At 24.4% G+C, this 14,497-nt stretch carries 16 protein-coding genes; 13 read left to right on the top strand and 3 right to left on the bottom strand.

Features of this window, described 5'->3' with window-relative positions; all coding sequences use genetic code 11:
* Positions 1–146 precede the first annotated feature (146 nt).
* The 5 genes from ACTG45_RS20290 to ACTG45_RS20270 all read left to right on the top strand — a co-directional run bounded on the left by ACTG45_RS20290 (position 147) and on the right by ACTG45_RS20270 (position 5,359).
* A complete protein-coding gene (locus ACTG45_RS20290) occupies positions 147–2,294 on the top strand; it encodes a VirD4-like conjugal transfer protein, CD1115 family (protein WP_021383409.1) in 2,148 nt (715 codons plus the stop codon).
* Between the two features lie 20 nt (positions 2,295–2,314).
* Entirely contained in the window at positions 2,315–3,328 is a 1,014-nt protein-coding gene (locus ACTG45_RS20285; protein ID WP_102822225.1) for a S1 RNA-binding domain-containing protein, read from the top strand.
* Between the two features lie 66 nt (positions 3,329–3,394).
* A complete protein-coding gene (locus tag ACTG45_RS20280; RefSeq protein ID WP_102822224.1) occupies positions 3,395–4,030 on the top strand; it encodes a hypothetical protein in 636 nt (211 codons plus the stop codon).
* A gap of 55 nt (positions 4,031–4,085) precedes the next feature.
* Entirely contained in the window at positions 4,086–4,760 is a 675-nt protein-coding gene (locus ACTG45_RS20275; RefSeq protein WP_021383375.1) for a CPBP family intramembrane glutamic endopeptidase, read from the top strand.
* A 221-nt stretch (positions 4,761–4,981) separates the two neighbouring features.
* Positions 4,982–5,359: a BlaI/MecI/CopY family transcriptional regulator gene (locus tag ACTG45_RS20270; RefSeq protein ID WP_021383393.1), complete on the top strand. Its 378-nt coding sequence runs from the start codon at positions 4,982–4,984 to the stop codon at positions 5,357–5,359.
* Positions 5,360–5,470: 111 nt separating this feature from the next.
* Here the strand turns inward: ACTG45_RS20270 and ACTG45_RS20265 are convergent, their stop codons facing one another.
* Positions 5,471–5,941 (bottom strand): helix-turn-helix domain-containing protein, encoded by a 471-nt coding sequence (locus ACTG45_RS20265; RefSeq protein ID WP_021383428.1) that lies wholly within the window; start codon positions 5,939–5,941, stop codon positions 5,471–5,473.
* 583 nt (positions 5,942–6,524) lie between these two features.
* Positions 6,525–7,478 carry a hypothetical protein gene (locus tag ACTG45_RS20260; protein ID WP_102822223.1) on the bottom strand — a complete coding sequence of 318 codons (954 nt, stop codon included), beginning with the start codon at positions 7,476–7,478 and terminating at the stop codon, positions 6,525–6,527.
* A 254-nt stretch (positions 7,479–7,732) separates the two neighbouring features.
* Between ACTG45_RS20260 and ACTG45_RS20255 the strand changes: the two genes are divergently transcribed.
* The 8 genes from ACTG45_RS20255 (at position 7,733) to ACTG45_RS20220 (ending at position 13,298) form a co-directional block, all read left to right on the top strand.
* On the top strand, positions 7,733–7,936 hold the full coding sequence (locus ACTG45_RS20255; protein ID WP_021383380.1) for a hypothetical protein: 204 nt from the start codon (positions 7,733–7,735) through the stop codon (positions 7,934–7,936).
* 18 nt (positions 7,937–7,954) lie between these two features.
* Positions 7,955–8,257: a hypothetical protein gene (locus ACTG45_RS20250; RefSeq protein ID WP_021383396.1), complete on the top strand. Its 303-nt coding sequence runs from the start codon at positions 7,955–7,957 to the stop codon at positions 8,255–8,257.
* Positions 8,258–8,278: 21 nt separating this feature from the next.
* A complete protein-coding gene (locus tag ACTG45_RS20245; protein ID WP_021383369.1) occupies positions 8,279–9,538 on the top strand; it encodes a hypothetical protein in 1,260 nt (419 codons plus the stop codon).
* Positions 9,539–9,620: 82 nt separating this feature from the next.
* Entirely contained in the window at positions 9,621–9,935 is a 315-nt protein-coding gene (locus ACTG45_RS20240; protein ID WP_021383408.1) for a hypothetical protein, read from the top strand.
* A gap of 93 nt (positions 9,936–10,028) precedes the next feature.
* On the top strand, positions 10,029–11,057 hold the full coding sequence (locus ACTG45_RS20235) for a hypothetical protein (protein ID WP_102822222.1): 1,029 nt from the start codon (positions 10,029–10,031) through the stop codon (positions 11,055–11,057).
* Between the two features lie 654 nt (positions 11,058–11,711).
* Complete coding sequence (locus tag ACTG45_RS20230; RefSeq protein ID WP_102822221.1) at positions 11,712–12,371, top strand: hypothetical protein; 660 nt, start codon at positions 11,712–11,714, stop codon at positions 12,369–12,371.
* Positions 12,361–12,525: a hypothetical protein gene (locus ACTG45_RS20225; protein WP_158245588.1), complete on the top strand. Its 165-nt coding sequence runs from the start codon at positions 12,361–12,363 to the stop codon at positions 12,523–12,525. The genes ACTG45_RS20230 and ACTG45_RS20225 overlap by 11 nt, the downstream gene beginning before the upstream one ends.
* Before the next feature lie 71 nt (positions 12,526–12,596).
* Complete coding sequence (locus ACTG45_RS20220) at positions 12,597–13,298, top strand: Fic family protein (protein ID WP_102822220.1); 702 nt, start codon at positions 12,597–12,599, stop codon at positions 13,296–13,298.
* A 98-nt stretch (positions 13,299–13,396) separates the two neighbouring features.
* Here the strand turns inward: ACTG45_RS20220 and ACTG45_RS20215 are convergent, their stop codons facing one another.
* On the bottom strand, positions 13,397–14,497 hold the full coding sequence (locus tag ACTG45_RS20215) for a hypothetical protein (protein WP_102822219.1): 1,101 nt from the start codon (positions 14,495–14,497) through the stop codon (positions 13,397–13,399).

Here is a 14,497-nt window from a genome sequence, read left to right as displayed (position 1 = left end):
TATTGTATTTTTTTTAGGAGGTGATTAAATTATCAAATATTTATCTAATTTTAAGGAATGTATTAAAAAAAATATCAAGAAGTAGTAAAAAAAAGTATTTAGCACTTATAGCTACAATAATATACATGGAGGCCCCTATTGTAATTATGATTAAAGAAGGATTCTTTAATGTAAATTTATTAGAGCTATATTTTTCTCCTATTAAAGTTTTGTTTAAGTTATTTAATTTCCAAATAATATTTACACTTATAAATCTTAATATAACTTTCTTAATATTTGGATTCATGATAAGAGCCATATTCATCGTAAATAAATTAGGTTCTTTTAATTTTGAGGAGAAAGAGAAAAAAATAGATTGTGCAAAAAATTTAGGGACATATGGAACTGCTGAATGGATGGGAAGAGGCGAAATTAACAAATTACAGGATTATATTTCAATTAATACAAATGAAGGTATAATATTTGGATATTTTAGGGGTACAAAGGATATAATCACCTTGCCTAAAAATACATTCAATAATCGAAATGTAGCTGTATTTGGAAGTTCAGGTTCAATGAAGTCTCGTAGTTTTGTTATTCCAAATATTTTAAATCTCATTCGCTCAGAAGAAAGTATGTTTATAACAGATCCAAAAGGAGAGCTTCTTAGAAAATGTTCTAGTATATTAGAAAAGTTTGGTTACATAGTAAAGGCATTAAACTTAAACAATATTGAATGCTCAAATCAATGGAACATATTATCAACTGTAGAAGATGATATGAGTGCTATAACATTTGCACAATCAATTATGCTTAATACAAAAGAAAATAAAAAAGCTGGAGGTGATTTTTGGGAAAAAGGACAAGAAAATTTATTAAAGGCATTAGTTTTATACATAATAAAAGAACTTCCAGAAAATGAAAGAAATATGACTTCACTATATAGTTTTCTAACTGCAAAAGATGCAGCTAAAAAACTAGAAATGAGATTTAAATTTCTTAGAGAAGACCATATTGCGATTCAGCCATATAATATATTTTTAGAAAGCTCTGAAAATACTAAAATAAGATCTGGAATGATCTCTGGATTAGCAACTAGATTACAATTGTTCCAGTCTAAAAAATTTAAAATGCTTACCTCAGAAAATGAGATAGACTTAGGGCTTCCAGGAAGAAAAAAATGTGCTTATTTTGCTGTTTTACCAGATTCACATGCTTCATTTGATTTTATGGCCTGTTTATTTTTTTCTATGGCTTTTATAAAATTGATATCAATAGCAGATAGAAAACCAACAGGAAAATTAGATAAACAAGTAAATTTCATATTAGATGAGTTTCCTAATATAGCTCAGATTCCTGACTTTGAAAAGAAAATGGCTACAATACGTTCAAGGGGTATAAATGCGTTTGTAATATTTCAAAATATAACACAACTTCAAAATAGATATCCAGAAGGAAAATGGGAAGATATTTTAGGGAATTGTGATAATCATATATTTTTGGGATGTAATGAAAATACAACTGCTAAATTTATCTCAGACACTTTAGGTTCTATGACTATTAAAGATTTTTCAGAAAGTAAAGATAAATATAGTTTTAATCCATTAGAAAAGAAAATATCCGAAAAATATGTAAAAAGAAATATTTTAAATATGGATGAGGTTAGAAGGATAAATCCGTTTCATTCTATATTAATGCTAAAAGGGCAAAATCCTATAAAAATGAGCAAGATGGATTACACAAACCATGAACTTAGTGATGAAATGGAAGAAATACCAATATATTATATGCTCAAAGAATGGTCCAAAGAATTCCATAAAGATTGGCTATATTCTTTTAGAGATGAAATAACAATTGATGAACATATGGAAGAAGATATGAAAGAAAGAAATATAAAAGCTCTTCAAGAGTTAGATATGTTGATAGCAGAGTGTGAAAATAAATCTTTTGAACAGAGTAATTTTAATACCAATGAATTAAGTAATCAGATATTTAATATAAAATCTATTAGTAATGAAACTAATCCTGAAAAAGATATAAAAATAAACTTAGAAAAAAGTAATCTCATACAGGATGAGTATAATTTAGAATTTTATGAGTATGAAGCACAACAAATAATATTAGAAGAAGAATATTATAATGAATTAGAAATACATGAAGATAAAGGGATTTCTAATGAAAGAGATTTAGTTGTAGAAGATGTTGGAGGAGATATACATATAAATATAGCTCTAAACAATGAAGAAGATGAAAATGATGATATAGATATAGAAAATAAAAAAGAATTGATGTCTTTATCTATGTTCAACAAATAAAAAACTTGGAGGATAAAAAAATGGAAGAAATAAGAATAAATGAGGAAACAGTAAAAATAGAGGAAAGTAATGAAGTTAGAAGTATCGAGCTTCCAGATTCAGAGTTGATACAATTTATGGAGAAAGACAAAATAAATGAAATTGAGGAAGTAAATGTTGATAGTACAAATGTAACTACTAAAGAAGAAAATACATTAATTGAACAACCTAAAAGAAGAAATAATTATACTGGAGAAAGACAAAAAATATCTGAATATAGAGATTTAATGTATCAAAGATATATTGATACTTGTGTAATACAATCTGTAGAAAGAGAAAACAAAAATGGTGATATATATGCTTGTGCTTACAAAGATGAATTAAAGATAAAAATACATGTAGAAGAAATGGATTTATATTTACCTTTATCTGTTAGAAAATTGGAAGGGAGTCAACTTATAGCTGCTAAAGTAAGAGGTTTAAGAAGAATGGTTGGTTCTACTGTATCATATTTGGTAACATCTATAGATGAAGAAAATGAGGTTGTTTATGCTTCTAGAAAAAGAGCATTAGAAATATTAAGAAAAGCTAGACCTCATAATGTAAATGATATTGTATTAGCTAAAGTTATAGATGTAAATGATTATTATGCTGTGACAGAATTTGATGGCCAAATAGGTACTATTGGAAAAAGAGATATATCTAACTCTAGAGTTTATAGAATACAAGATTACTTTGAAATAGGCGATGAAGTAAATTTAAAGATATTAAAATTAGATGAAGAAGGATGCTTTTTAAGTAGAAAAGAACTTGAAGAAGACATATTTGATAAATATATTATTGATAAAAAATATTATTCAGAAAGAGGTGTATATATAGCAAAGATAAAGGAGCTTTCAGAAAAACTAATATATCTTGAACTTAGAAGAGGATTAACTATAGCATGTAATTATCCTGTAAAAAGAAATGTTAATTTAGAAATAGGAAAAGAAATAACTGTATTATTAAGAAAAATAGATAAAGAAAAGAAACAATTATCTGGTCGTATATTTTAGATAGTTCTACTTAGAGCTATCTCTTTTTAATTAAAACAATGTATATAGAAGGTGGGAATATAATCAATGTTAAAAAGCTATTCAGTGGATGAATATATTAAAATACTTAGATTTTGTACATCAGAACAGCTTATAAGACTAGATCCAAAAGATATAGAAAATGTAACTCCCAAAAGTAAAATCAAAAAGATTAATAATATAAAAAAATTTGCATTAAAAAGAGGGCAAAGAATTATAAATCCAGGATATAGTTTTTATTATGATAATGAGAATGATATTTTTATAGATGTATTAGCAGACCAGGATAAAATTAATCAAGACGAGTTAATATTAACTAATGTATATATAGAGTTTAAAAATATGATGAATATATGTTATTTCAATAAAGATAATGGTGTTATTCCAAGGATATATTTTTACCAACTCTATAAAAACAATGATGAGGAAGACTTGAAAAGATTTGATATTATTTATTGCAATCCTTCAGAGCAAAATCTAGTAGAAATATTAATTCAGACAGAAGAAGATATAAAAAATATATTAATAGTTTTAAATGAAAATAGTCTTACCAGCTATCGAGAATTTAAATTATTTAAAAATAAAATGATTGCATTTGTCTTAGTAAAGGATAGAAGATTACTATTAAGTGATAAGCTATCTGATATAGTACAAAAATATAATAATTATAATAAATGCAAATGATATAAATTATTGGTCAATAAATTTTATTGGCCAATAATTATGAATAGGAGCTTTTATGAGAAAGTATAGAGACATTTTTTTGATAACAATCATACATACAATATTAATTTTGACATCTACGTCATTAGTAACTATAATAACAAATAGAGTTACTAATGTGTATGTGTATTCGGTTTTAAATATAGTACTATTAGTAATAATATATTACAATATGTATGTTTTAATATATAAGTTCCCAGTAGATATGATTAAGATTAAATATAAAAATAATAAAAAGAAAATTACACACTACATAACAATACTACTTTTTATAATGGTTACAAATTCAATACTACTAAGTAAACTTGAAAATACTTTTTTAAATTTAAGTCTATATTCTGTACTCCCGAAATTAAACTTAATACTTGATACTTCATCTAAACTTATCATTTATTTATTATCTTTATTTATTCAGACTTGTTTAATTGCTCCTATCGCAGAAGAATTAATTTATAGGAAATTTATATTAAATAATCTACTTGATAATTGTAATGCTTTCAAGTCTATAATATTATCTTCTTTTTTATTTAGTATATATCATTTAAATCTATTACAAGGCATCAATGCAATGATAATAGGTGTCTTTCTAGGCTATTTATACCATAGGACTTGTTCAATTAATATATGTATCTTATTACATTTTATTAATAATTTTATTAACTTCATTATTTTGACAATCTATATTACATAAAAAATCTTTAGTTTTTCTAAAACATTTTAAAATATGACATTTATGCTATAGAACAAGTTAATAATATGCATGAAGTTATTGATTTAGTTGACATTAAGAATAAAGACTCAGAAGATATAGCCATTCAATGCACAGTAAATATATGGTAATAATTGGATTTGATTATATAAAATTATTGCTGTAACATTTAATTAAATAAACAAATGATTGGGGCGATAATTATGTATTTGAGAAGATTATCAAAATCAGAATTAATTATAATGAAATTTATTTGGAGTTTAGATACAGGGGTAAAATCATATGATGTTGTTAATTATATGAAAGAAAAATATAGCTGGTCAGAAAAAACAACACTAAAGACTTTGTCTAAGTTATCAAATAAAAGATTCTTATATATTCAAGAAACAAGTCAATGTACATACTATACAATTTCAATTAAAGAAGATAAGTATTCTGAATTTATATCGCAAAAAATACATAAGCTCTTAGGGTGCAACTCTATAAAAAGCCTTTTAGTGTCATTATTTCAAGAAGAATTAACAGATGAAAAGTTAACCTCATTAGAAGAGTGGGTAAAAAACTGGGAAGAAGATGACTAAAAATTTCACCTATACTATTCTCTAAACACCAATTTAAATATATATAGTAAAAAAGCCCTCATAATCTAAATAAATGGATTGTAAGGACTTTATAAATAATAATCAATATATCTAGCCATTTGATGAATTTTTATTAGTTCTATACTTATGTTTTAAATTAATAGCAATTGCTATTGCAGTTGCTATTGAAAATTCACTTAATATTATACTTGAATTCCATATTTCAAAGTAGAAGTGGCCAATAATATAGATAGCGAATGCAATTAAATATATTGAGAGACAACTTAATACAATAAATGTAACCCTATCATTTTTTCTTTCCCTTTCGACTAATTGCTGTTGTTGCTTCTCTAAAATTTCTGTTCTAATTGATATTTCATCTATTTCAGATGGTTTCAAAAGATAATCTATTGTAACATTAAATATTTCACCTAAAGCTATTAATTTTTCTGTTTCTGGTACTGATTGTCCTGTTTCCCATTTTGATACACTTTGTCTTGACACACTAAGTTGCTCTGCTAAATGTTCCTGAGATAAGTTATGTGCTTTTCTTAATTTTAAGATTTTTTCAGATATATCCATTTTTGTTCCTCCTCAATCTTTATACTAAAATCTTAACAAATATGCAGGTTGCATACTATCAATTTGACTATGTTTTTTGTCAACCCTGAGTTGCATCCCTATAAAATAAGTATTTTTCTTAACTTACAGTATTGATATTGATAAAGCAAATCAAGTACTATTTTAAAACTTTACCTAATTCTGTATATCTCTATCATAAAAGTCTTTAAAGTCCATTGCTTAGAGTGCAATATGCAAAGGGGATGTCAAATATTCGTATAAATGCGGTTGATCCAGGTTCAACTAATATGGGAGAACAATTACACAAACATTACAAGAAGGAACGGATGCAATTGTCAAAATGGCTACAATAGGAAAAGATGGTCCTTTTACTAATAGAGATGGTATAATTCCTTGGTAGTCACTGCCAAATACCCTAAAAGGTAGTAGATTGTATAAAATAAATATTTAAAGTTTAAACTATGAAATATATTCAATTTTTAGGGATAGATAGTGAATATAATTCTTTATACTTTCTTATTCAATAAAAGCTTAGGATATTTTAGAGAAGTATATAGAATATTATGGAAATAGTCTATTCAAATTAAATATGCTTTTTTGTGTAGCACTTTAGTATCTCTAAATATATATCAAATATTTCATTGATTAAAATCATAATATCATTAGAGCTTTCATAGTGAAACTTTTTATTCTGCTCTATCTTAAATAGGTGTCCAGCCAACTCCAAGTTCTTATTAGCTTTTAAATGAACGCCATTGTTATGTACTGTATTTCTTAATGCTGCCAAAAATAGTAAAATTTCTTTATCTTTTTTTTCACTTCTTGTATAATCTTCTGATATTTCATCTAAAAGATAGTTTGTTCTGTCAGGAAAAGAAATAAATATTGGAAATTCTTTATCAAATTTATCTTTTAAGTCTTCTAAATTATCGCAACAATTATTCATTTTGTCACTTATGTTATTTTTACAAAATTTTTTGATTTTTTTAAAACGACTGTTACTCAGTTTTTCAATAATTTTTTTTTCGTGTGTTACTGTCATTGATGTAATTGCTGTTTCAAAACAAGACCACATACTTACATAAAAATCATATGTTTGACATGTCAACATCTCATTAAATCTTTCCTTAGTAAGATTAATCATATAGTTTTGATTTTCTAAAAACACGTTCTCATTAATTGTTTTATCCTCTTTATCTGTGCTGATATATTTGCATAAAAAATCTAATGCAAAATTATTAGTACATTCGCTTAATTGATCTTTCATTAGAAAGTAGAAAAATTGACTTGCCACAGCCATTGAAGTTCCTAAAAAACTATATTCAGGTTTTGATATCAACTCATCACCATATGGAGATATTCTGTATTTGGAAGCTTCATATCCTACTTTCTTCATAAAAATAATTAGACTTTGCATCCGCTTATTGTATATATTATCGAAAGTTAATGGTATTTTAATATTTTTATATATATCATCAAAAATTAATGGTATTTTAATATTACTTAAAGGCACATTTATTGTTGTTCTATTTTCCATAATGTGAATTCCTCCATTTTATTGGTTTGTGAAACTTTTTCAATAATTATACCACAGTCGTAAATATATTCAAAGATAGATATTATCATAGCATAAGTTTAATGTCGATGATTCATCTATTATATGAATTTAATATATTATTTTCAAAAAAAAATTGTATTTGACCCATATTATATATGAGGGTAAATAATGCATTTTTTTATGCAAATAAAAATAAGCTGCTTGTCAGCAAAATTAAAAGGAGAGATAAAATAATGGAGTATTTCGATGAATTATTAGAAATGAGTGATTGGAAAAGGTATTTACCACCTTATGTGTATTTAGATGATTATAGAGATGCATTTAAAGAATACTTTATATCTAATTATCCAGGAGATGTATCAGAAAAAGTTTTTGTAGCAGAAATATTAGAGTGTGAGATACGTCATAAAGAACCATTTGAGTTTAATAGATATTAGCCAATTGGAGGAAGAGGTATGAATATACAAAATGTAGATAAAGATGAGTTTGATCGTATTGTAAAAAATAATATTATAGGTTTATATCTGTATAAGGATGATAAATCCTATATCTGTATAGACAACTCATTAGGCAAACTTTGGATGGAAAAAAAGAAAACTGAGAAAGAAGCTTTAGACTGGCTTAATGATGAAGATAATAGTAAATATCAAATTTTAGGTGAAGAACCTATTACAATCCGAGATCCTCGTTTACCCAAACTTACAGCTAAACAATCAAAGATTATATTAAGTATATTTGAGGAATATTTTAAACAATAGAATAATTAGGAGGAATATATAATGATACTAGGAGTATATTATTCAAAACCTAGACATTGTTTATATGTTAATATAGACAATAATAAAACCAATTGCTTTTATGACATAAAATTGAATCACTGGAGCTCAAAAAGAATAGAAAAAGATAAGGTCCTTTTAAGAAAAATATTTGATTTTTGTGGGGTAGAAAGTTTAAAAGAATTTAAGTGTATAAGAAAAAATATCTATAGTAAGCAATATAAAAATCAAGTGTTTATAGATAAATTTCATGAGATTAAACAATATGATATGGATAAATCTACATACAATTATGCTCTAACATTTGCTATAGAACTTGTAATGAAGGGTATAATTAGAGATGATGAGATTAAAGACCTAGAAAAACTTAGGGTAGATTATTTAATAAACTCTTGTAATAGACTGTTTGATATGATTAATTATAATAATCTAGAATCATACCAGAAATTAATATCTATATATATTAGTAATCTTGAGGAATTAGGATTTAATACTAATGAGTTTAAAAAAAAGTTAAAAAATATAATTAAAGATTGTAGAATAAAATATCTTTTAAATTCAATTACTAAATATTGGGCTAAAATAAGCAATTTAGATTTTATTAATCTAAAAGATGCTAAGGAATATGATATCATAATAGAAGAACTCTCTTTCTTAGGCTATGATACTAAAGAACTTGAAAAAAGATGTGAAAGAATTTTAGAACATAAAAAAAATGAAAAATATGAATTTATGAAAGACAAGGTTGTATATTCAATAAATATAAATTCTTTTATACTTGAAAGTAAAGTAAATACACTAAATAAAATAGAAAATTTTATAATCAACTCAGGTATAGATAAACACATAAGAGAAATTAGTGACAGTGAATATGATATAAAAGTATACTTAAAGGGATTAGATTTATATAACAGAAATTATGAACTTCTTGAAACTGGGATTACAAAAAATCTAATCAAACTGGATAACATGCCTATAATTTTAGATTTACTAAATAATACTGTTCTAACACTACAAAAAAAACCTTCCGAGTTTTATATAGCAAAATGTAATGAATATGGACAAATAGAATCATTTCTTTTAAAAACAATTCCAATAAATGATAAAAATTACACATATGATTTTGGGACATATGACTTTATACCTGGGTATTATATCATAAAATATGGAGATAAAGAATCTATATATAAATATGATAGTACAGAATGGTTTAAAGTAAAATATATACAAACATATGTTTTGGATTTCAACTATATACCTTAAATAAACATGCATTATAGTGTAGCTAGATTAATAGCAATTAAAAATAAGCTGCTTGTCAACAAAGTTAATAGGAGATAATAATATGAATGAAAATAAGATAAATACAATAGCTGAATTAGTAAAAAAAGCAATGTTAGAAGATGATTATATAAATGTGAATGAATATCTTTACTTGCAAAAAACATGGAATGGAAAAACAAGTAATAGCGTTTGCATTACTTTATATGATGATACAAATATATATCTAAGAATGACAGAAAAAATCAAATATATTAGTATTGATAGTTGCAAGTATGGAGATTGGGAAGATTACAATATAGAAACTATTTATGAATATGAAGATATCATAATTAAATGTTTAATAGGTTATTTGAGTCAAAATAATTTAGAAGTGTAAAAAGTTAATTTATTTAACTTTTTATACCTATTACAATAACAATTTTACTAATAAGAGTTATAATTAAAATATAAAAAATAGGAGTTGTTTTAAATGGATAATACAAGAACTTTAAATGACTTAAAAAAAAGAATCTTAAATGAAATGTTAGACAGGCACTATTATATGGTAAAGTCTATGTTAAAATTCATTTCAATGGATAATTCGATTGATAAAGGATATGCAAATAGTCTTTTTAAATATGCAAGCATAAAAAGAATGAAGTTTCTATTAGATTCATGTATTGAAAAATTAAAAAATATTAATGAGAAAGACGAAGAAGCTAAGCATATTATTCTTATTGCAATCGAAACTAGTCTAGATGAACTAGGTGACCTTATATTGATCAATTATGATATTGAGAAAATAAAAAATGATTTAAAAGATGATATTGATTCTAATAATATTATTTCAATATCAGATATTGAGAAATATGAAAAAATCTTTGAAAAAGAATTTAATAATGTGTGTAGCGAATATGTAGGAAAAATAGAAAATGTTATCAAAAGAAATAGAGATTTTTTAGATAATAATATTGTATATGTTAATTATTTTAATAAAAATTCATTTTGTTTAGATAGAGACAAGCATAAATCTATAAATGAAGATGACTACCATACTTTATTTGGTATATTAATGGATACTAAAATATGTAAACTATCAGAATCATCAACGAATGAAAATAAATTTGAATATAAAATAAATTTGAACAAATTGAAGAAGTACAATATAAAATATGAGATATTAAATAAGGAGTTTGTTAAGGCTATTGAACTAAAAGAGTTCAATGATATTCCATATGAATTAAAAAAATTAAATGGACAGACTTTTAAATCAATGCCTGGCTATTATGTTGCTAAATGTGATGAAAATGGTGAAATAATTTCTTTTCTAACAACAATAATAGATAGATCAAGAAGTGGTGCAACAGTAACATATGAATTTGAAAAATATGAATTTGAAGATGGCTATTATGCAGTGAAATATAGTGATGGAAGGTATGCTAATAAAAAAATTTATAAATATTGTGATGGAAAATGGTATAGTGTAATTTACAATCAAAATATAGTTTATGAAAACTAATTTGTTAAATTAAAAAATATTGTAACAAAAAAGAGTTGTAAATATAATATATTTATAACTCTTTACATAAAACTAATTTAGTATAATTTAAACAACTTGCAATATAACTATAATTTAAGCATAGAATTTTATAACTAACATAGTATAATTTAAACAAATATTATGCAATTTAAGCATAAGGTTTTATAACTAACATAGTATAATTTAAACAAAATATTATGCAATTTAAGCATAGTCTTTTATAACTAACATAGTACAATTTAAACAAAATTCCATATAATTTAAGCATGGCATTTTATAACTAACATAGTACAATTTAAACAAAATTCCATATAATTTAAGCATGGTATTTTATAACTAACATAGTACAATTTAAACATGTATATTGCAAGTATAAACATTGAATGTTTATGCCTTAATTATATAAAAAATAATCTGGTATGTCAAAATAAATTTGAATTATAGCAGAAATAATTCATCAATAGCTGCTATAATTAAATGTAGGTAAATTCTATAAATATAGAGTTCAGTCTTATATTAGATTTGACAGTCAACAATTGCATGAGTAATAATTATTTATTATAATTATAGTAAACCACAACATATGATGTTTCATAAATAATATAAGTGAGATTACAAAGGATGTGAATAAATATGAAAACTCCATCAAAATTTAGATATCGTCTTGAAAAGGGTATTGTAACAGAAGAAATGTTGGGCATGGTCATATTCTCATTAAATAAAAAAGCCAAAGTTTATAAAGAAAAAGAAGCAGAGCAAAGAATGTTTATTGATGGTGATTATTTATTAGAAGAAAAGTACAGATGTCAAAAAGAAGAGTATTATTCTAAGAAAAAGTACTTATTATCCTTAATTAATCCAACTTGCATACATAAAGAAAATATACCTACAAGTTTCACAGTTTCATTAGATGACCATGATTTTGATAAAAATTATTGTGAATTTATTGAAGATGTCACATATTTTGATAAAGATATAAAAGATTATAGAGAAAAATATAAAGTACATGTAAAATACAATATAAATAATTATTATCTATTTTATAGACTTGATAGATTTTGTTTTCATGAATATATAGCAAAAAATGAATTTAGTGATGGTTATGTTTATGATGTAAATGAAGATAACTTGATAAATAAATACAAATTAGATATACAAACTGTTAATAAAATATTTTCTCCTGTAGTAGATAAGGAAGAATTATTATCTGATAAGTTTTGTGATAAAGTTATTTATATGTTAGAAAATAAACTTGCGAATATCATACTGGAGGATATTACGAATGATAAGTAAAGTACAATTAAATATTACTTGTAAAGATACTTCATTTTATAGCTTTATTAGAAAAGAAACACTTGAACAAAATAAAGCATTAAATACTGGGTTAGCTTTGATACATTCATATTTAATTCTTGAAATTGTAGAATATGATAGAATGAAAATATAGAATATAGAGATTACAAGAAATCGTAATTAATCTTTAAAAATAATAATAAAGATATAGATTGAGGTGGTAATATGGGCAATCAATTTTTAGATAAATTACTTGAAACTAGAGAAATTAAAAATTCGCTATATGGTGTATTAAAACATAACTTTCTGTACCATTCAAATAAGATAGAAGGTAGTACTTTTACTACTGAAGCATTAGCTTTACTACTTGATAAGAATGTTGTTACAGGAAGGCATACTTTAGATGATGTGCAGGAAACAGTTAATTCCAGTTATGTTTTTGATATGATAATTGATTCATTAGGAGAAAAAACAACACATAGTTTCTTAAAAAAATTACATTCAAGTTTAATGTTCAATACAACTTTACATTCTAGAGGTATGGCTGGTATATATAAAACTATACCAAACATGATACTAGGAACTAATGCAGATATAGCACAGCCCTTTGAGGTAGAACCGAAACTTGATGAATTGATTGAATGGTATTATAATCAGAAAGAGATAACAATGAGTTCTATAGCTGAATTTCATTATAGATTTGAACTAATACATCCATTTCAGGATGGAAATGGTCGCATTGGTAGATTTCTTATGTTAAAACAAATGTTAGAAAACAATCTTCCTGTAAAAATTGTATCTTGGGATAATGAAGATTTATATAGAAATTCCTTAGGTTTATGTAGTATTGGAGATTATACTAATTTAATTTTTTACTTAGAAAGTTTAGAAGACTTTAGAGAAGTATATAAAATGTTATGGAAATAATTATCTAAAGCAATAATAAATAATAATTATTATTTATTATTGCTTTAATATTTTAGAATGTACATTTTATAAGTGACTCTAAATATAAATTAAGCTGTCTAATCTAATGTTCTTTCTACTTTATATCCAATTGGTTCTATATAATTTATACATATTTCAGGGCATGTCTCCCAGAAATATACGTCATCTTTTATAATTTTAATACCTTTTACTTCATGAGTCTTTCCATCATTAGTTATCCATATACCATTAGATATCTCCCTTAAGCCCATCTTCTTTGATAGCTTAGCTTTTACTCTATTTAATTCATGTTTAACTACATTTTGCAATGTCCTTTTTCTAAGAAATCTATGTTTTTCCTCATCATAATCATATGTATCTATACTTTTAATCTCTTTACTTCTACATTCTATTTCATAAGCTTTATAAGCTTCTTTTTGAGTTCTAGAATATAAACATCTTGTATAAAAATTACTATGTCTATTAACTTTTGGCTCGATACTAGAGTTTAGACAAGGTTGATTTTCATTAAAAATAATAACTGTTATATCTGCTTTATTCCATATATCACCATTGTCATTTCTTATATTTATTTCATTTTCACCAATCATACAAAATAGAGTCTCATTTTTATCAGTTTTTAACCTACATATGAATTCTTCTCTATTACTTCTATATACTCCCTCTATTTTATGCTGTTTATATTTAAATTTAATTGGTACTGTATCTTCAATTGATATTGTATAACTATCTGGTATTGATATTTTAAATCCTCTTTGTATCTCATTTTTAAGCATAAAAATAATGTTTCTTTTAATAAATTCTTTGCTACTATAAAAGTCATTTACATTCTTACTAAAACCATTAATGACTTTTTGCTTAAATATACATTTTTCATTAATTTTATTGTTGGATTTATGCTTTACAAAAAACCTAACAACAGTACCATTTTGCTTTTCATATGTGCGATTTATTGTAAGTTGTTGTAAACAATATGGACAAATTAAACTATCAAGTGTAGTGACTAAATCAGAATTTGCATCTACAAAATAAAATTTACCATTTCGATCTGTTAGTACATAGTTTAAATGATGAGAACTGTTGTTTAACATTTTATGTTCTATTAATAAATCTATTTTATTAGTTATATCTGACTTAACCTCTATTAATACTGGTGATTTAGATTTTATTGATTCCAT

The organism is Clostridioides sp. LIBA-7602 (genome assembly GCF_056688945.1).
This window is presented reverse-complemented; position numbering and strand designations above follow the sequence as displayed.

Excerpts from the sequence above, each read along its gene's own strand:
- ACTG45_RS20290 (WP_021383409.1), top strand. The coding sequence starts at position 147 with ATGATTAAAGAAGGATTCTTTAATGTAAATTTATTAGAGCTATATTTT.
- ACTG45_RS20285 (WP_102822225.1), top strand. The coding sequence starts at position 2,315 with ATGGAAGAAATAAGAATAAATGAGGAAACAGTAAAAATAGAGGAAAGT.
- ACTG45_RS20280 (WP_102822224.1), top strand. The coding sequence starts at position 3,395 with ATGTTAAAAAGCTATTCAGTGGATGAATATATTAAAATACTTAGATTT.
- ACTG45_RS20275 (WP_021383375.1), top strand. The coding sequence starts at position 4,086 with ATGAGAAAGTATAGAGACATTTTTTTGATAACAATCATACATACAATA.
- ACTG45_RS20270 (WP_021383393.1), top strand. The coding sequence starts at position 4,982 with ATGTATTTGAGAAGATTATCAAAATCAGAATTAATTATAATGAAATTT.
- ACTG45_RS20265 (WP_021383428.1), bottom strand. The coding sequence starts at position 5,941 with ATGGATATATCTGAAAAAATCTTAAAATTAAGAAAAGCACATAACTTA.
- ACTG45_RS20260 (WP_102822223.1), bottom strand. The coding sequence starts at position 7,478 with ATGGAAAATAGAACAACAATAAATGTGCCTTTAAGTAATATTAAAATA.
- ACTG45_RS20255 (WP_021383380.1), top strand. The coding sequence starts at position 7,733 with ATGGAGTATTTCGATGAATTATTAGAAATGAGTGATTGGAAAAGGTAT.
- ACTG45_RS20250 (WP_021383396.1), top strand. The coding sequence starts at position 7,955 with ATGAATATACAAAATGTAGATAAAGATGAGTTTGATCGTATTGTAAAA.
- ACTG45_RS20245 (WP_021383369.1), top strand. The coding sequence starts at position 8,279 with ATGATACTAGGAGTATATTATTCAAAACCTAGACATTGTTTATATGTT.
- ACTG45_RS20240 (WP_021383408.1), top strand. The coding sequence starts at position 9,621 with ATGAATGAAAATAAGATAAATACAATAGCTGAATTAGTAAAAAAAGCA.
- ACTG45_RS20235 (WP_102822222.1), top strand. The coding sequence starts at position 10,029 with ATGGATAATACAAGAACTTTAAATGACTTAAAAAAAAGAATCTTAAAT.
- ACTG45_RS20230 (WP_102822221.1), top strand. The coding sequence starts at position 11,712 with ATGAAAACTCCATCAAAATTTAGATATCGTCTTGAAAAGGGTATTGTA.
- ACTG45_RS20225 (WP_158245588.1), top strand. The coding sequence starts at position 12,361 with ATGATAAGTAAAGTACAATTAAATATTACTTGTAAAGATACTTCATTT.
- ACTG45_RS20220 (WP_102822220.1), top strand. The coding sequence starts at position 12,597 with ATGGGCAATCAATTTTTAGATAAATTACTTGAAACTAGAGAAATTAAA.
- ACTG45_RS20215 (WP_102822219.1), bottom strand. The coding sequence starts at position 14,497 with ATGGAATCAATAAAATCTAAATCACCAGTATTAATAGAGGTTAAGTCA.